The organism is Actinocatenispora sera (assembly GCF_018324685.1).
GTDB classification, from domain to species: domain Bacteria; phylum Actinomycetota; class Actinomycetes; order Mycobacteriales; family Micromonosporaceae; genus Actinocatenispora; species Actinocatenispora sera.
On the sequence record NZ_AP023354.1, the window covers coordinates 3,185,792 to 3,202,863 of the forward strand.

Annotated in this window: 17 protein-coding genes; 9 read left to right on the plus strand and 8 right to left on the minus strand. The window is 73.5% G+C overall.

All coding sequences use genetic code 11. The annotated features are described in order from the left end of the window. Window positions 1-56: 56 nt before the first annotated feature. From Asera_RS15310 to Asera_RS15320, 3 genes are read right to left on the minus strand one after another with little or no spacing between them, the layout of a single operon-like run. Window positions 57-743, minus strand: a complete 687-nt coding sequence (locus Asera_RS15310; protein ID WP_030448642.1) for a hypothetical protein — start codon at window positions 741-743, stop codon at window positions 57-59. Window positions 744-777: 34 nt separating this feature from the next. Next, on the minus strand, window positions 778-1,557 hold the full coding sequence (locus Asera_RS15315; protein ID WP_030448643.1) for a dioxygenase family protein: 780 nt from the start codon (window positions 1,555-1,557) through the stop codon (window positions 778-780). Between the two features lie 57 nt (window positions 1,558-1,614). Beyond that, window positions 1,615-2,445, minus strand: coding sequence for a DUF2785 domain-containing protein (locus tag Asera_RS15320; protein WP_030448644.1), 831 nt, complete (start codon window positions 2,443-2,445; stop codon window positions 1,615-1,617). A gap of 86 nt (window positions 2,446-2,531) precedes the next feature. Here Asera_RS15320 and Asera_RS15325 point away from each other — a divergent pair, with 86 nt between their 5' ends. Further along, window positions 2,532-4,010 (plus strand): sensor histidine kinase, encoded by a 1,479-nt coding sequence (locus Asera_RS15325; protein WP_030448645.1) that lies wholly within the window; start codon window positions 2,532-2,534, stop codon window positions 4,008-4,010. 13 nt (window positions 4,011-4,023) lie between these two features. On the opposite strand, the gene Asera_RS15330 is transcribed toward Asera_RS15325, so the two are convergent. After that, window positions 4,024-4,659: a dihydrofolate reductase family protein gene (locus Asera_RS15330; protein WP_030448646.1), complete on the minus strand. Its 636-nt coding sequence runs from the start codon at window positions 4,657-4,659 to the stop codon at window positions 4,024-4,026. A 338-nt stretch (window positions 4,660-4,997) separates the two neighbouring features. Between Asera_RS15330 and Asera_RS15335 the strand changes: the two genes are divergently transcribed. Beyond that, a complete protein-coding gene (locus Asera_RS15335) occupies window positions 4,998-5,981 on the plus strand; it encodes a hypothetical protein (RefSeq protein WP_157035085.1) in 984 nt (327 codons plus the stop codon). 78 nt (window positions 5,982-6,059) lie between these two features. On the opposite strand, the gene Asera_RS15340 is transcribed toward Asera_RS15335, so the two are convergent. Beyond that, window positions 6,060-7,058 (minus strand): aldo/keto reductase, encoded by a 999-nt coding sequence (locus tag Asera_RS15340; protein ID WP_030448648.1) that lies wholly within the window; start codon window positions 7,056-7,058, stop codon window positions 6,060-6,062. Next, window positions 7,055-7,489 (minus strand): VOC family protein, encoded by a 435-nt coding sequence (locus Asera_RS15345; protein ID WP_035298125.1) that lies wholly within the window; start codon window positions 7,487-7,489, stop codon window positions 7,055-7,057. The genes Asera_RS15340 and Asera_RS15345 overlap by 4 nt, the downstream gene beginning before the upstream one ends. A gap of 63 nt (window positions 7,490-7,552) precedes the next feature. Between Asera_RS15345 and Asera_RS33110 the strand changes: the two genes are divergently transcribed. The 7 genes from Asera_RS33110 (at window position 7,553) to Asera_RS15380 (ending at window position 15,202) form a co-directional block, all read left to right on the plus strand. Beyond that, complete coding sequence (locus tag Asera_RS33110; protein ID WP_244843891.1) at window positions 7,553-8,419, plus strand: TetR/AcrR family transcriptional regulator; 867 nt, start codon at window positions 7,553-7,555, stop codon at window positions 8,417-8,419. A gap of 150 nt (window positions 8,420-8,569) precedes the next feature. After that, a complete protein-coding gene (locus Asera_RS15355; RefSeq protein ID WP_030448650.1) occupies window positions 8,570-8,761 on the plus strand; it encodes a hypothetical protein in 192 nt (63 codons plus the stop codon). Beyond that, the gene (locus Asera_RS15360) at window positions 8,758-11,466 is read left to right on the plus strand and encodes an ATP-binding protein (protein ID WP_244843892.1); all 2,709 of its coding nucleotides are present in this window, start codon (window positions 8,758-8,760) and stop codon (window positions 11,464-11,466) included. Before Asera_RS15355 ends, Asera_RS15360 begins: the two co-directional genes overlap by 4 nt. A gap of 400 nt (window positions 11,467-11,866) precedes the next feature. Next, on the plus strand, window positions 11,867-13,576 hold the full coding sequence (locus Asera_RS15365) for a nitrite/sulfite reductase (protein ID WP_030448652.1): 1,710 nt from the start codon (window positions 11,867-11,869) through the stop codon (window positions 13,574-13,576). Continuing rightward, the gene (locus tag Asera_RS15370) at window positions 13,573-13,731 is read left to right on the plus strand and encodes a hypothetical protein (protein ID WP_169745901.1); all 159 of its coding nucleotides are present in this window, start codon (window positions 13,573-13,575) and stop codon (window positions 13,729-13,731) included. The genes Asera_RS15365 and Asera_RS15370 overlap by 4 nt, the downstream gene beginning before the upstream one ends. After that, entirely contained in the window at window positions 13,728-14,426 is a 699-nt protein-coding gene (locus Asera_RS15375) for a phosphoadenylyl-sulfate reductase (protein ID WP_035298078.1), read from the plus strand. The genes Asera_RS15370 and Asera_RS15375 overlap by 4 nt, the downstream gene beginning before the upstream one ends. Next, complete coding sequence (locus tag Asera_RS15380) at window positions 14,408-15,202, plus strand: sirohydrochlorin chelatase (RefSeq protein WP_244843893.1); 795 nt, start codon at window positions 14,408-14,410, stop codon at window positions 15,200-15,202. The genes Asera_RS15375 and Asera_RS15380 overlap by 19 nt, the downstream gene beginning before the upstream one ends. Before the next feature lie 265 nt (window positions 15,203-15,467). Here the strand turns inward: Asera_RS15380 and Asera_RS15385 are convergent, their stop codons facing one another. Both Asera_RS15385 and Asera_RS15390 read right to left on the minus strand, forming a co-directional pair. Continuing rightward, window positions 15,468-15,722, minus strand: coding sequence for a WhiB family transcriptional regulator (locus Asera_RS15385; RefSeq protein ID WP_030448655.1), 255 nt, complete (start codon window positions 15,720-15,722; stop codon window positions 15,468-15,470). 308 nt (window positions 15,723-16,030) lie between these two features. Continuing rightward, on the minus strand, window positions 16,031-16,954 hold the full coding sequence (locus Asera_RS15390) for a diacylglycerol/lipid kinase family protein (protein ID WP_030448656.1): 924 nt from the start codon (window positions 16,952-16,954) through the stop codon (window positions 16,031-16,033). Between the last annotated feature and the right edge of the window lie 118 nt (window positions 16,955-17,072).

Consider the following 17,072-nt stretch of genomic DNA (forward strand, 5'->3'; position numbering starts at 1 on the left):
GCCGGGGCGCGGCACCGCCGCACCCCGGCCGCTGCGGTGGACGGTTGGGGGCCGGGTCAGATGGTGTCGAGGAGGCGGGGGAGCAGGGCGAGTACCCGATCGGCCCACTGGGCGGTGAGGCCGCCGCGTTTCCAGAACAGCACCTGGTTGCGTTCGAACCGCAGCCCCGCCTCGGGATAGGCGACGCGCGTGTCGACCAGCCAGGTCATCAGCTCGTTCGTCAGCACGCGGGATCGGAAGACGGGGTCGGTGTGCCGGATCTCGTACGAGGTGTAGAACCGCTCCTCGATCGACGCCTCGGCCTTGAGCCGCAGCGTCGCCCGCAGCGGCATGATCTCCATCGCCGGTACCGGCCGGGGCAGTGTCACCACCGCGACCGAGTTGGCCTGGATGACGTGGTTGTGGCCGTTGTAGATCCGGATCCGCAGCTCGAACAGCAGTACCGGCAGCCGGCGCAGCGTGACCGGGATCAGCAGCCAGGCCACCCGGTGTGGGTTGGCGTGCAGGCCGTCGCCGGAAAAGGGCCGGCCGCCGAACGCGCGTGCGATGTCGGGCCGCCCACGCAGCTGCACGGTCAGACCTCGGGACCGGGCCCACCGCACCAGCTCGCCGACCCGTTGGTCGCGCCGCCGGTCGACGGCCCGTACCAGGAGGCGCCACGCCACGATCAGCCCGGTGATCAACCCGCCCATCAGGAGCGCGCCGAGCATCAGCAAGGGCGCGGCGTCTCCGGAGTCGGACATGGGCCGAGCGTAAGGATGACGGGCAAGCGTGCCGTCAGTCGAACTGCACGGAGCGCTTCGACAGGCCGTACCAGAAGCCGGCGACCGGGGTGCGGTGCTCGGCGATCGTGTCCTCGGCGGCGCCGAGCGAGACGAACAGCGGGGCGAAGTGTTCGCTGCGCGGATGCGCCAGGCGGGGCGCCGGTGCCTGGTGCGCGAAGTCCAGCAGCCCGTCCACGTCGCCGTCGGCCAGGGTGCGGGCCGCCCAGTCGTCGAACTCGGTCATGAACGAGGCGGGTGCTGCGTCCACCCCGGCGCCGAAGTCCACGCAGGACAGGTTGTGGGTCAGGAAGCCCGAGCCGACGATCAGCACGCCCTCGTCGCGCAACGGCGCGAGCAGCCGGCCGACCTCGAACAGCTTCCGCGGGTCCAGCGTCGGCATCGAGATCTGCAGGACCGGTACGTCGGCGTCCGGGTACATCTCGACCAGCGGCACGTACGCGCCGTGGTCCAGGCCGCGGTCGGGTTCGTCCCGGGTCGGGTAGGCCGTGCCGACCAGCCGGCGTACCTTCGCGGCCAGTTCCGGCGCGCCGGGTGCGGGGTAGCGCACCTGGTAGTAGCGCTCCGGGAAGCCCCAGAAGTCGTAGGTCAGCGGCACCGTACTGGTGGCGCCGAGCGTCAGCGGCGCCTGCTCCCAGTGCGCCGAGACCATCAGGATCGCGGTCGGCCGGGGCAGCCCAGCGGACCAGCCGGCGAGCTGGCCGGTCCAGGTCGGGTCGTCGGCCAGCGGCGGGGCGCCGTGACCCAGGTACAGCACGGGCATGCGTTCGCTCATGCCTGTCACAAAGTCATTGATCTCGCAACTATTCCCGGGTCGGTCGCCGCCAGCGGCTCACCGGCCGGCGGAGGACGCCGGATCCGCCGGTGCGCGGCGCGCCGGGTACGGCGGGAACACCTCGTGCAGCCGGGCCGCGATGGCGTCCGTCACCGCCGCCCGGTGCGGGATCGCCCGCCGGTCGATCATCACGTAGGCGGCACGCAGCACCGCGAAGGTGTTCGCCGCCTCGACCGGCACCGGGCCCGGCTCGCCGGTGGCGAACAGCCGGTCGATCGACGCGAGCCAACCGGTGGCCTGCGCCTCGGTCAGCTCCGGCCGGGCCAGCGTGTGCGCCAGGGCCCGGGCCAACCGGTCCTCCTCCTGCTGCGCGTACCGGTAGTCGGTGCGCGCCACGGTGCGCTCGGCGACCAGCGTGAGCAGGTCCGCGAGCTCGGGCGCCGCAGTCCGCGGCGACCGCCCGAACGCGACCACCACGTCCGAACCGTGCGCGACGGCGTGCAGCCAGCCCAGCTCGTCGTCCCAGCCGCGCACGTCGGGCTCGGTCAGCCACCAGCCGGCGAACGCCGAGCGCCAGCCGGCCAGGGTGGCCGCGTCCAGCAGTCCCGCCGCGGTGGCCCGGTCGACCGTGTTGGCGAGGATCAGCGGTGCGAACGTGCGCGCCTGTACCCGCGGGTGGGTGAACCGCTCGACCATCGCGTCGCCGAGCGCGGCCAGCCGCTCGTCCAGCACGCCGCGCTCGATCCAGCGCCGCAGCACCTCGCGCGCCTGCCAGTCGCGTACCTCCGGGTCGGGGGAGGTGAGCAGCTCGAGCAGCTCCGCGACCGCGGCGTCGAGATCGTCCGGCACCGGGAAGTCGGCCGTCACCACGGCAGCCCAATCGGTCATGCCGGTGACCCTACCGAGCACGCCGTCCGGCCACTCCCGCCGCGTCGCCGCGGCAGGTACCTCGGCACACGCCCTACTCTGGTCGCGTGTCGACACTGCGAGACCTGGTCGAGGAGTACACCGACCTCGCCCCGGCGGACATCGAGCACCTGCACCGGTTGGCCGGTGACTGGCAGCTGCTGTCCGATCTGTCCTTCGCCGACCTGCTGCTGTGGGTACCGACCGCACACGGCCGGTTCCGTTGCGTGGCGCAGGTGCGGCCGACGACCGCGCCCACCGCGTACCAGGACGACCAGGTGGGGCGGGAGGCCGGTGCGCCCGACTTCGCGCACCTGGGCATCGCCCGCGACGAGCGGCGGATCTGGCGCGAGGGCGACCCGGTCTGGTACGGCGACACGCCGGCCCGGCACGAGGCGATCCCGGTGCGCCGGATCGGCTCGGACGAGATCATCGCGGTGGTCGGGCGCGACACCAACCTGTCCGACGCCCGTACCCCCGGCAAGCTGGAACTCAACTACCTCGGGCTGGCCGACGACCTGGCGCTGATGCTGACCCAGGGCACCTTCCCGCCCACCCACCATCCCGGCGAGACCACCTCGGCGCCGCGGATCGGCGACGGGCTGGTCCGCCTCGACGAGCACGGCAAGGCGGTGTACGCCAGCCCGAACGCGCAGTCCGCCTACCGCCGGATGGGGCTGCCGGGTGACCTGATCGGCGAGGACCTGGCGGCGCTCACCGGCCGGCTCGCCGACGACCCGCTGGAGGGCAGCGAGGCCACCGAACGCATCCTGACCGCGCTCGACGGCCAGGGCCCGGCGCGCAAGGAGATCGACGCGCGGGGCGCGAGCGTGCTGATGCGGGCGCTGCCGCTGCTGCCCGAGGGCACCCCGGCCGGCGCGCTGGTACTGGTCCGCGACGTCACCGAGGTACGCCGGCGGGACCGGGCGCTGCTGACCAAGGACGCCACCATCCGCGAGATCCACCACCGGGTGAAGAACAACCTGCAGACCGTCGCCGCGCTGCTCCGGTTGCAGGCCAGGCGATCCGTGCCGCAGGCGCGCGCCGCGCTGGAGGAGTCGGTACGCCGGGTCGCCTCGATCGCGCTGGTGCACGAGACGCTGTCGTTCACCTCCGACGAGGCGGTCGAGTTCGACACCATCGTCGACCGGGTCGCCTCGATGGCCGGCGAGGTCGCCGCGGCCGAGTCCAAGGTGGTGTTCCGTCGCGAGGGCAGCTTCGGGGTACTGCCCGCCGAGGTGGCCACCCCGCTGGTGATGGTGCTCAACGAGCTGCTGCAGAACGCGGCCGAGCACGCCTACCCGGCGGGCGAGTCGGGCGAGGTGGTGGTGTCCGCGCGGCGCCGCCGCCGGCAGGTCGACGTGACGGTCTGCGACGCCGGCGCCGGGCTGCCGGACGGGTTCGTCCTGGACGCGAGCGACCGGCTCGGCCTGCAGATCGTCCGTACCCTGGTCACCGGCGAGCTGCGCGGCACCATCGAGCTGCGCCCGCGCACCCCCGGCCCCGGCACCGAGGCGGCGCTCGCCATCCCGCTGCCCCGCCGCTGAACCGGGCCGGCGCTCAGCGCCGCACGCGGTAGCGGACGTGCGTGACGGTGGGGGAGCCGACGACCTCCACCGGCGTCAGCCGCGGGTCGCCGACGCCGGCGAAAAGCCGCTCGCCCGATCCCAGTACCACCGGGCTGACGTGCAGGAACAGCTCGTCCAGCAGGCCGGCGGCGAGGGCCTGGTTCACGGTGCTCGCGCCGCCCGCGACCAGCACGTCGGAGTCCCCGGCGGCCCGCCGGGCCGCGGCCACTGCCGCCTCGACACCGTCGGTGACGAAGTGGAACGTGGTACCGCCGGCCATCGGCAACGGTTCGCGCGGGTGGTGGGTCGCCACGAACACCGGCGCGTGATACGGCGGATCCGCACCCCACCAGCCCCGCCAGTCCGGGTCCCAGTCGCCGCGCCCGGCCGAGAACATGTTGCGGCCCATCACGAACGCCCCGACCCCGCGGTGCATGCGCGCCACCATCTCGCTGTCCGGGCCCGGTTCCCCGCCGTCGTCGCCCTGCATCGAGTGCCAGCGTTGGGTGGCGAACATCCATTCGTGCAGCCGTTCGCCGCCCACCCCGAGCGGCTCGTCGAGGCTCTGGTCGGGGCCGGCGACGTAGCCGTCGACCGAGACGGACAGGTTGCTTCTCACGATCCCCATGTACGGACCGACGAGACGTGGCCCGGAAACTCATCGCGAACCGTTCTCGCGGGTTCGGGCAATGGCGGGTGTGACACGGCCGGCGGCACGAAGCGCGCCGCGAACTCTTCACGCGGGTTCGGCAAACAGTAGATGTGAGGTCACGACACGAGGCCCGGCATCGCCGGGCGTGGGTGGGGACCCGGTGGGACCCGACCGCGGCGAGGCGCGCCGACCGGTCGCGGCACCGGGCATCCCGATCGGCACGGGGCACTCCCGACTGCACCGTGCCACCGCCCGGACCCCGCCAGGAGACCGATCTCGACCGGTCCGGGCGGCTGCCGCGATCGGCTGGCGCGGTGTCGATCCGGCTCGCCGCGCTCACCGCCGGCCTCGCTGCGACGCTCCTGGCCGCCGGCGGCCTCGCGTCGACCGGCGCCACCCCGGGCGCCTCGACCCCGGCCCCGGCCGGCAGCCGGCACGCCGACCGTCGGCACGGCCTGGCCGGCGTGCGGTGGGGGACTGACGAGCCTCAGGCCGCCGACACCACGACCGCGATTCGCCCGGTACCGGTGCGCTACCGGGCCGCCGGGAGCCACCCGGTGCGGTCCGTCGCACCGCCGCTCGGGCCCGGCTTCGGGTCCGGCCACTCGCTTCCCCGGCCGCGCGGGCGTCCACGGCCGCACGCGGTGGCGTGCCGAACCGCCGACCGGCTGTCGCTGTCGCTGGCCGAGCAGCCGGACACCGACCGGGGCCACCGCGGCCACCGCGCGCCCGGCGGCGGTACCGGCCACGGGCGCCTCACGGTGACCGCGGACGGGGTGCCGGTGGCCGACGCCGCGGGCACCGGCTCGGTGACCGCGACGGTGGCCGAGCAGGCACACCGGTACCGGATCGAGCAGGCGGTGCCGGGCTTCGGCAGCGCCGGCACCGTGCGGTCGACGTACACGGTGGCCTCGGCCGCCGGCGCCGGCGCCCCGCTGCCGGCCGGCTGGCGCTGCGCCGCGGACGGCGCCGACCCGAGGGTGGTGCCGCTGCTGACGCTCACCGCGCCGCTGCCGGTCACCGCCGACGGCACCGTACCGGCCCGGGCCTCGTTCGTCGCCGCGGTCGGCCACCTGCCCGGTGTCACCGCGGTACCGGTCACCGGCCTCACCGCCGCGACCAGCATCGACGGCGCCGGGTACCGGCCGGCACCGGTCACCGCGCTCGGCCACGGCCGTTACCGGGTCACGCTGCCGGCCGCCGCGACCGGTACCGCCGTCTCGCTGCGGCTGGCCACCACCGACGCGGCCGGTTCGACCCTCACCCGCACCCTCACCAACGCGTACCGGGTGGCGTGACGAGGTCCCGGAACCGACGGGCGCCCGCGACGCCCCGGCGGCGGGCGGCCGGGCCGGCGGGGGATCGCCGGCGGTTCGTCAGATCGCGGCCGCGCCGAGCACCCAGGGCGTGGTCTGCTCGATGAACTCGGTGGGGAATCCGGGTGCGAACCCGGTCGCCGCCTCCAGCCGCCGCACCTGCTCGGGTTCGAGCGAGACCTCGAGGCAGCCGAGGTTGTCCACCAGCTGGGCCACGGTGCGGGCGCCGATCATCGGCAGCACCGCCGGCGACCGTACCCGGGTCCAGGCCAGCGCGACCTGTGCCGCGGTCGCTCCGATCTCGTCGGCCACCGCCTGCACCACCCGCGCGATCGCCCGGTCGTGCGGATCGATCGAGCCGGGGTCGAGGCGGGTCGGCCCCGGTGCACCCGCCGAGGCGTACTTGCCGGAAAGCACGCCACCGCCCAGCGGACTCCAGGCGGTCACCGCCATCCCGAACGCCGCCGCCATCGGCAGCAGCTCGCGTTCGGCGTCGCGTTGCAGCAGGCTGTACGGCACCTGCAGGCCGGCGAAGCCGGTCCAGCCGCGCCACTGTGCCAGGGTGTTCGCCCGAGCCACCACCCAGGCCGGCGCGTCGGAGATGCCGACGTAGAGCACCGTGCCGGCGGTCACCGCGTCGTCCAGTGCCCGCATGGTCTCCTCGACCGGGGTGTGCCGGTCCCACAGGTGCACCCAGTAGACGTCGACATGGTCGGTACGCAGCCGGCGCAGGCTGGTCTCCAGCGACAGCCGCAGGTTCTTGCGGTGGTTGCCGCCGCCGTTGGGGTCGGTCGCATCCCGGGTGACGGTGTACTTCGTGGCCAGCACGAACCGGTCCCGGCGCCCGGCCAGCAGCTCGCCGACGATCTGCTCGCTGGCACCGCCCCGGTAGTTGATCGCGGTGTCGATCATGTTGCCGCCCGCGTCGGCGTACGCGTCGAGGATCCGGCGGCACTCCTCCGGCGAGGCACCGACCCCGCCCTGCTCGCCGAACGTCATCGCGCCCAGGACGAGCTCCGACACGCGCAGCCCGGTCGGGCCGAACCTGCGGTACCTCACCCGAACATCGCCGCCACGTGCGCGGCGAGCTCCTCCGCCGGTACGTCCCGGAGGTGCTGGTCGAGGGCCCAGCGATGCCCGGACGGGTCGAGGAACTGCGCGGTGCGGTCGCCCCAGAACGCGTCGTGCGGCGCCTCGAACTCGGTCGCGCCCGCGGCGAGCGCGCGCTGCCACGCGGCGTCGGTGTCGGGCACCGGAAGGTGGAACGCGGCCGGGGTACCGCCGAGCGCGGCCGGCGTGCGCATGCCGGCGGCCGGTACCTCGCCCGCGACGGCGAGCACGGTGTCGCCGAGTCGAAGTTCCACGGTGAGCGGCCGGCCGTCGGGCAGGTTGACCCGGCTCGTCTCGCGCGCGCCGAGCGCCGCGGCGTACCACTCGGCTGCGGCCTGCGGATCGTCGACCACCAGGTGCACGGCCAGTTGTGTTGTCATGCCCCCGACCATACATAGTGTTCAGTCATCGTGTCCAGACGTACGATCCGGTAGGGTTGCGGGGTGACCGCCCGACGCGACGACCCCGCTGCCAGCGCGCCCGAGCTCCGCGAACGCGTCCTCGACGCGCTCCGTGACCTGCTGCAGGAGCGCACCTTCGAGTCGCTCAGCGTGGCCGAGATCATCGCCGCGGCCCGGGTGTCCCGGGCGAGCTTCTACTTCTACTTCGCCGGCAAGCAGGCGGCCCTCGCCGAACTCGTGCGCCGCGCGGTCGGCGCCGGCCACCAGGCCGCGCAACCCTGGACGCGGTCCGCTCCACCCGCTCCCGGATCGCTGCCGGCCCCGGCCCCGGCCTCGCCTGGCGCCACGGCGTCGGCTGGTGCCGGGGCATCGCCGGGCGGCCCGGCATCGGCCGGCGGCGCCGAATCGGCGGGCGGTGCGGCATCGGCCGGCGGCGCCGAATCGGCGGGCGGTGCGGCATCGGCCGGCGGCGAATCGGCGGGCGGCGGGGAGCCGGCGGGCGCGGCGGTCGACCCGGATGCGGCGCTGCGCGCCGGAATCGAAGCCGGGGCGACACTGTGGCTCGACAACGCCGGCGTGCTGCGCGCCATCGTCGAGAACTGGGGCTCCGACCAGCAGCTTCGGCAGCTGTGGCTGGACCAGATGGCGACGTTCACCGCCGCGACGACGGCACGGATCCAGGCGGATCCGGAGGCGATGCGCCGGCTCGACGGCGTCGACGTGGCGGCCGTCGCCGCCTCGCTCACCTGGCTGGGCGAGCGGCTGTACTACCTGGCCGCGTGCGGAGTGCCACCGTTCGACGACCGTGCGGTGCTGGTCGACACGCTGCACCACGTCTGGACCTCGACGCTGCACCCGGCCGCTGTGGCCGGCACGCGGGACTCCGAAACAGACCCTAGGTATACCTAGGTCCCCGGGGGCGGCGCTAGGTATGCCTAGCGGAGTCCGGGTGCGGATCTAGGTACCCGCCAGCGGCAAAGATAGGTAATCGATGCCGATGTGGGTGGCCCCTTACCAGCGCAGGATGAACACGTACCTGATGACTGGTTTGGAGGAACGATGTTCAGCAACCCGGATGTACTGCTCGACCTGGCCAACGGCTACCAGCAGGACCACCTGGAGGCGGCCGGCCGGGCCCGCCTGCTCGCCGCCCGCAAGCGCGGCAGCCACCGTCGTACGCGCCGGCGCGGTGCGCCGCGGAGCACGGCTACTGTGGATCCGTGCGCGGGTGGGATGGTACCGGTCCGATGATGGTCGGACGCGACGGCGAGCTGCGCCGGCTGGTGCAGCTCGCCGAAGCCGGCCGGCCCGCCGTCGCGGTCATCGCCGGGGAACCCGGCATCGGCAAGACCCGGTTGGTGGCCGAGCTGACCCTCGGCCTGCCGACCGACACCAAGGTCCTCATCGGGCATGCCGAGCCCGGCTCGCTCTCCCGGCCGTACGAGGTGCTGCTCGACGCGATCGACGGGCGCCCCGGCGTGTCCGAGGCGGTGCTGGACGAGTTGACCGATCCGCACCGCAGCCCCGTGCAGCGACTGCACTCGGGCCTGTCGCTGCTGGCCGACCAGATCGGCAACGCGCCCGCGGTGATCGTCTTCGAGGACCTGCACTGGGCCGACTCGGAGAGCGCCGCGCTGTTCGAACGGCTCGCCGATCACGAAGGGCCGCGGCTGCTGATCGGCACGTACCGTCCCGACGAGGTGTCCGGCCGGCAGCCGATCGGCGCCCTGCTGGCCCGGATGGAGCGCCGGCACACCCTCACCCACCTGCGGCTCGGCCGGCTCACCGAGGCCGACACCGCCGCGTACGTCGCGTCCGCGCTCGGCAGCCCCGCCCCGTACCGGACCATCGCCGCCCTGCACCACCGCACCGGCGGCAACCCGTTCTTCCTGGAAGAGTTGCTGCGGTCGGCGCCCGACGACATCGAGTCGCTCGGTGACGCACCGCTGCCGTGGAGCCTCGCCGAGGCGTTGCGCCGGCAGGTCGAGTCGCTCCCCGCCGACATCCGGCACCTGGTCGAGGCCGCCGCCGTGCTCGGCTACCGGATCCCGTTCGACCTGCTCGCCGCCGTCACCGCGACCGGCGAGGACGAGCTGATCGCCGCGCTGCGCGAGCTTGTCGGCTCCGGGGTGCTGGTCGAGTCCGGCGAGGACGAGTTCAGCTTCCGGCATGCGCTGGTGCGCGAGTCGATCACCGGCGCCATGCTCGCCCGGCAGCGCCGCCGGATGCACGAGGCGGCGCTGGAGGTGCTGCTTCGAGACGACGACGCGGACCCCGCGCTGATCGCGCACCATGCCGCCGCCGCCGGCCGGTACGACGACGTGGTCGCCGCGGCCCGTCGCGGCGCCCCGCTCTACCTGTCGATCGGCTCCGCCTACCAGGCGTTGCAGCTGGCCGAGGCCGGCCTCGACGAGGTACCCGACGACGTCGAACTGCTGTGCTACGCCGCCCGGGCCGCGTGGCTGGCGAACCTGCTGGACGACGCCGTGCGGTACGCCCGGTGCTGGCGGGACCGCGCCACCGACGTCAGCGACCGCATCGACGCGCTGCACCTGCTGATCCGGGTGGCGTTCGACGCCGACGAGCCGGCCGAGCTGAGCACCGCCGCGCATCAGGTCGAGCGGCTGGTGGCCGGCCTCGCCCCCGGCCCGGAGGCGGCCCGCGCGATGACCGCGCTGGCCCAGGGGATGGCGCTGCTCGGCGACGTCGGCGCCACGGTCGACTGGGCCGACCGGGCGATCGCGCTCGCCGACGAGTTCGACCTGCCCAGGATCCGGCTGGCCGCGCTGGTGGAGAAGGGCGTGGCGATGACCGAACGGCCCGACAGCGCACCGGCCGGCTGGGCGATCCTGTCCGACCTGGTGGACGAGGCCGAGCGGTGCGACGAGTGGGTGCTGGCGGCCCGCGCGCTCAACCACATGATCCAGGATCTGCCGCCGTCGTTGCCCTCCGACCACGGCGACCTGCTGGAGCGGATGCGGGTCGACGCCGAGCGTGCCGGGTTCGAGCAGATGGCGGTGGCCGCGTACTACTCGGGTCGGGCCCGGCTCGCCGTCCGCGAGGGTGACCTGGCCGCGGCGATCGAGGCGCTGGAGGCCGGCCGACGGCTGAACCGCGGGTACCGGCGGCGCGGTCGGCGCGCCGACTACCACGGTCACTTCCTCACCGGCCTCTACCTGGAGGCGGGCCGGTTGGACGACGCCGCGGCGGTGCTCGACGAGCTACGCGCGCAGCCACAGCCGGTCGCCACCGCGATTCCCGGTCTCGCCCTGCACCTGGCCGCGCGGCGGGGCGCCCCGGAGGTCGGAGCCTGGCTGGACGAGTTCCTGGTGGCGCTGGCGAAACAGTCCTGGCGGGACGGCGAGCAGGCGCACGACCTGATCTCGGCCGCGCTGGCCGCGGACCTGCCGCTGGCCCGGCTGGACCAGCTGCGGGCCGAACTGATCGGACCGGAGTCCTGGGATCAGCACCGGCGGCTGGTGGATGCGCAGCTCGACGAGGCGCACCGGCGCTTCGCCGAGGCGCTGCCCGGCTACCAGGCGGTGGCCGACGAGCCGCTGCTGATGCCCGCGGTCGGCGGCACCGCGCATCTCGGCGCAGCCCGCTGCCTGCTCGCGTTGGGCCGCACCGACGAGGCGTGCCGGCACGCGGAGGCGGCCGGGTCGAAGCTGGCGAGCTGGGGCGGCTGGCGGGTCGCCGAACTCACCGCGGTACGGGCGGAGCTCGGCCTGGCCGGCCCCGCGGCAGCGGCGGCGGGCGAGCGCGGCGACGGGTTGACCCGTCGCGAGCGCGAGGTGGCGCGGCTGCTCGCGGCCGGCCTGACCAACGCCGAGCTGGCCGGCATGCTGCACATCTCGCCGAAGACCGCGGCCGTGCACGTGTCGAACATCCTGCGCAAGCTGGCGGTGTCCTCGCGCACCGAGGTCGCGGCCCGGCTCGGGGGCTCCGGTGACTGACCCGCGCCGTGCCCGCGCCGAGCGCCGCGCCGGCGTTCGTCCGGCGATGCGGGCAGAGATGCAGGTCACTGTGTACTGTCCGGCGATTGTTCGGCATGCGAAGCTGTGCGGTATGAGTGCCGCGGTGCAGCGCAGGTTGGTGGTGCGACGTCACGTCGACCACTGCCGCGTGCACAGCGCCATCTGTTGCCCGGTCGCCTGAGCGACCGTGGCTGCCGCCGTTCGGCGGCGTCCCGCCGGGTGCATGAACACCCCGGCCCACCTCACCGCCCGGTCGCCGTACGGCCACTCCTGATTCGATCCGCCGTGCCGTGCCGCCCGGGAGCACACCGACGTCCTCCCTGCCGCGGGTGATGTGCGGCGGTCCGCCTGCTCGCACTCCGCGCCGGAAAGGACCGACATGCCGGCCAGCACCTCCACCAGTACCGCCCCCGCCGCGCCGGGCGCCGCCCACCCGACCCGTACCGCCAGGCCGGCCCGGCCGAAGGGGCAGGGCCAGTGGGCCAACGGGCACCGGGAGCCGCTCAACGGCAACGAACAGCAGAAGAAGGACGACGACGGGCTGAACGTCCGGGTCCGGATCGAGAACATCTACGCGCACCGCGGCTTCGACTCGATCGACCCCGCCGACAAGCGCGGCCGGTTCCGCTGGTGGGGGCTCTACACCCAGCGCAGGCCCGGCATCGACGGTGGCCGCACCGCGGTGCTCGAGCCCGAGGAGCTGGAGGACCGGTACTTCATGCTGCGGGTGCGGGTCGACTCCGGCCAGCTCGACCTGGACCAGCTGCGCACCATCGCGTCGATCTCGACCGAGTTCGGCCGCGACACCGCCGATCTGACCGACCGGCAGAACATCCAGTTGCACTGGGTGGAGATCGAGAACGTACCGGAGATCTGGCGCCGGCTGGAGGCCGTCGGGCTGTCCACCACCGAGGCGTGCGGGGACGTACCGCGGGTCATCCTGGGCAGCCCGGTCGCCGGGGTCGCCGCGGACGAGGTCCTCGACGCCACCCCGGCGATCCGCGAGATCACCGACCGGTACCTGGGCAGCCAGGAGTTCTCCAACCTGCCCCGCAAGTACAAGACGACGGTGTCCTGGCTTCCCGACACCCCGTACGAGGCGAACGACATCGCGTTCCTCGGCGTCGAGCACCCCGAGTACGGGCCGGGCTTCGACGTGTGGGTCGGTGGCGGGCTGTCCACCAACCCGATGCTCGCCAAGCGGCTCGGCGTCTGGGTACCGCTGGCCGATGTGCCGCGCGTCTGGTGGGGCGTGACGAGCATCTTCCGCGACTACGGGTACCGCCGGCTGCGGGCCCGAGCCCGGATGAAGTTCCTGGTGGCCGACTGGGGCGTGGCGAAGTTCCGCGAGGTGCTGGAGACCGAGTACCTGAAGCGGCCGCTCGCCGACGGACCGGCACCGGAGCGCACCGCACCGATCGACCACGTCGGGGTACACCGGCAGGCCGACGGCAACTTCTACGTCGGGGTGTCGCCTTCCGTGGGCCGGGTGTCCGGCACGCTGCTCGGCCAGCTCGCCGACGTGGCCGCCGCGCACGGGTCGGGCCGGGTGCGCACCACTCCGTACCAGAAGCTGCTGGTGCTGGACGTGCCGGAGTCCGAAGTGGACTCGCTGGTGGCGGAGCTGGCCGGCATCGGCCTGTCGGCGACCCCGTCGCACTGGCAGCGCTCCGCGCTGGCCTGCACCGGCATCGAGTTCTGCAAGCTCGCGATCGTGGAGACCAAACAGCTGACCGCCGACCTGATCGCGGAGCTGGAGCGGCGGGTACCGGAGCTCGACGTACCGATCACCGTGCACGTCAACGGGTGCCCGAACGCCTGCGCCCGTACCCAGGTGGCCGACATCGGCCTGAAGGGCCAGCTGGTGCTCGACGCCGAGGGCCGGCAGGTGGGCGGCTTCCAGGTACATCTCGGCGGCGGACTCGGCCTGGACGCCGGGTTCGGCCGCAAGCTGCGCGGCCTGAAGGTGACCGCCACCGAGCTGCCCGACTACGTGGAGCGGCTGGCCCGTCGCTACCTGTCCGACCGCAAGCCGGACGAACGGTTCGCCCAGTGGGTGGTTCGCGCCGACGAGGAGGATCTAGCATGAGCACCAGTCGAGTAGTGCCCTATCACTGCCCGTACTGCGCGGGTGAGGACATCCGTCCACATGGGACCCAGCACGGCGAGTGGGAGTGCCGGGAGTGCGCCCGGGTGTTCGCGGTGCGGTTCGTCGGGCTGCTGGCCGCCGAGGACGTCCGGTGAGCGGCCGGGATCCGGCGGCGCTGCGCGAGGTGGCGCTGCGGGCGGGGCGGGACCTGGAGGGTGCGCCGGCCGAGGAGATCGTGGCCTGGGCCGCCGAGGAGTTCGGCGACCGGTTCTGCGTGACGTCCTCGTTCGCCGACGCGGTGCTGGCGCACGTGGTGTCCCGGGTCAAGCCGGGCGTCGACGTGGTGTTCCTGGACACCGGGCTGCACTTCACCGAGACGCTGGACGTACGGGACCGGGTGGCGCGGGACATGGCGGTCAACGTCCGTTCGATCCGGCCGTCGCTGACGGTCGGGCGGCAGGACGCCGAGTACGGGCCGCGACTGTTCGAGCGCGACCCCGACTCGTGCTGCGGGCTGCGCAAGGTGGAGCCGCTCGCCGAGGCGCTGGAGCCGTACGACGCGTGGGCGACCGGGCTGCGCCGCGACGAGTCGCCGACCCGGGCCGACACGAAGGTGGTCGACTACGACGCGAACCGCAACATGGTCAAGGTGGCGCCGATCGCGGCCTGGACACAGTCCGATGTGGACGCCTACATCGCCCGGCACCAGGTTCCGGTCAACGACCTGATCCGGCAGGGGTACGCGTCGGTCGGCTGCTGGCCGTGCACCCGCCGTACCGCGCCGGGGGAGGACCCGCGGGCCGGCCGCTGGCCGCTGTTCGACAAGGTCGAGTGCGGGATCCACTCGTGACGCTGCCGTTTCCTGGCGACCGCCGGGGCACCGCGCTGTTGCTGGTGGCGCACGGGAGCCGGGATCCGCGCTCCGGCGCGGCGATCGAGGCGTTGGCGGCGCGGGTCGCGGCGGCCCGGCCCGGGATGCGGGTGGCCGCCGCGTCGCTGGAACATCGCGGTCGCCGACCCGTACCGGTCGCGCGGGAGCTGGCCGCCGCCGGTGTCACCGGCATCGTGGCGGTACCGCTGCTGCTGACCGACGCGTACCACTCGACGGTCGACGTGCCCGCGGTCACCGCCGAGATCCGCGCCACGCTGCCGCGGCTGCCGGTCGCCCGTACCGGTGTGCTCGGCCCGGACGAGTTGCTGTCGGCCGCGCTGGCCGTCCGGCTCGCCGAGCTCGGGATGTCCGGTGTGGACGGACTGGTCCTGGCCGCGGCCGGTACCAGTGATCGGGCGGCGCGGCAGGGCATCGCCGAGGTCGCGGCGGGATTCGCGGCACGCCGCGGTGTCCCCGGTACGGTCGCGTTCGCGGCCGGGGCCGGCCCGGACGTTCCGACGGCGGTGGCCCGGCTGCGGTCGACCGGCGCGCGCCGGATCGCGGTGCTGTCGTACTTCCTTGCCCCGGGCCGGTTGCACGACCGCATCGTGGCCGGTGCGCGGGGTTGCGGCGTGCCGGTGAGCGCGCCGTTCGCGGACACCGGGCCGGTCGCCGAGCTCGTCCTGCGCCGGGCCGACCGGGCCTGGGATTCCGTTGCCCGGCAGCAGCCTGCGCTGTCGGTGCCGGTCTACTGACCGACCGTGTCATCCTCCATTGTGGACGGGGACCGACCCGGAGCCGGCGACGCCGCGCATGCGGTGCCGGGCTGGGCATCGCATCCCCGGCCGAGGCGGGTGGGTGGCTCCGGCGGCGGGTGATCGACGCCCGCCGTGCCGGCACGTCTGGTACGCAAGGCTAACGACCGGCGCCGCGATCCGTGACGCACCAAGGCGATGCGGACAGCACGATGCCCCGGACCTGATCGGTCCGGGGCATCGGCGCGCTTTGCGTCTTCGGGTGTCAGGCGGTCCGAGCCTGCACGTGCAGACTGCGACGGCGCTTCAGCGAGCGTCGCTCGTCTTCGCTCATTCCGCCCCACACACCAGCATCCTGGCCGGACTCCAGAGCCCACTGCAGGCAGGCTTCGGAGACCGGGCAACGCCGGCAGACCGCCTTGGCCTGCTCAACCTGCAGCACGGCCGGACCGGAGGTGCCGATCGGGAAGAACAGCTCCGGGTCCTCGTCGCGGCAGACGGCACGATGGCGCCAGTCCATGAGGGCAACACTCCTCGGGTCGTGTAGTTGCTACCGGTGGCTTTGTGGTTTGTCTCGCGTGCCGCCCCAGGCACGCGCCGACAGGCGTGTCACTCGCTTGTGAATACTTTCACGAACTCACGCGATGTCAAGGGGAAACCGGAAGAAAGTCGAACGCGGTGAGTAACGTCACCGCACATATGTTCTGACTTGTCCGGATTTACCGCCCTGATTTGGCGACTCCGTGAAACGCACCCGCGGTGCAAGCAACCGCTCTGTTCGTAGCCCCTGGTGTTCGTGCCCAAGGCACGCACACCCACGTCTCACCGTCAGCAGACTACGCGCAAAGCCTCCGGTGCGGAGCGAAACGTGATTTCGTCGCGCTCGTCAAGGTAATCACCATCGACCTGAAACGCCAGGGGTGTCAGGCAACTCAGCGTGAATTCGGAGATATCGTGCAGGGAGACCACCCGTTTGCCCCGTGGCCTGGCCCGCAACGACAGCGTCTGCTGCACCACCCGTAACGATGCGGCCAGCGGAAGACCACGCAGCGCAAGCACGTCCAGCCCGGTGTCGAAGCCGGCGTCCGGGTTCGGATTCACCGGGTGCGTACCGAAATACGTCCACGGTGCGGTGTTCTGCACGATCGCGAGCGACAGGTGCCGCTGCGGCTCCGCATCCGGCCGAGACAGCGTGATCGGTGCGGTGCGCCGATCGGTGCCGGTGAGGTACTGCAACAACGCGGAGCGTACGTACAGCCCCTTGGTCGCGGTGTGCCCGCGGGTGCGGGCCTGCTCCACCCGCTGGATCGTCGCGGCGTCCAACCCCAGCCCCGCCGAGCAGGTGAACCAGCGGTCGTCGGCCCGCCCGAGCCCGATCGTCCGGGTCCGCTTCTCCCGCAGCGCCTCCAGGATCACGCCGGTGCCCTCGGCCCAGTCGGCCGGTAGTCCCAGTGCGCGGGCGAACACGTTCGTCGATCCGCCCGGTACCACCGCGAGCGCCGGCACCTGCGGCCCCGGCCCGTCGGTCAACATGCCGTTGACGACCTCGCTGACCGTCCCGTCGCCGCCGAGCGTCACGATCACCTCGACGTCGCCGCGGGCCGCCTGCCGGGCCAGCTGGGCCGCGTGGCCTCGGCCCTCGGTGTAGCCGACCTCCAGGTCGACCTCGCTGCGCAGCGCCCGGGTCAGCACGTCACGGCTGCGCTCGGTGGTGGTGGTGGCGTTCGGGTTCACCACCAGCAGTGCGCGCATGACCAGCAATCTACCCAACCGCACGACCGCTCCGGTCGGCGCGCACCGCGGTTGGACACCGTACGAGGTCGGGGCGCGCGGCCTGCCGGGCACCGCCGCGCCGCGACCCGTCAGTACC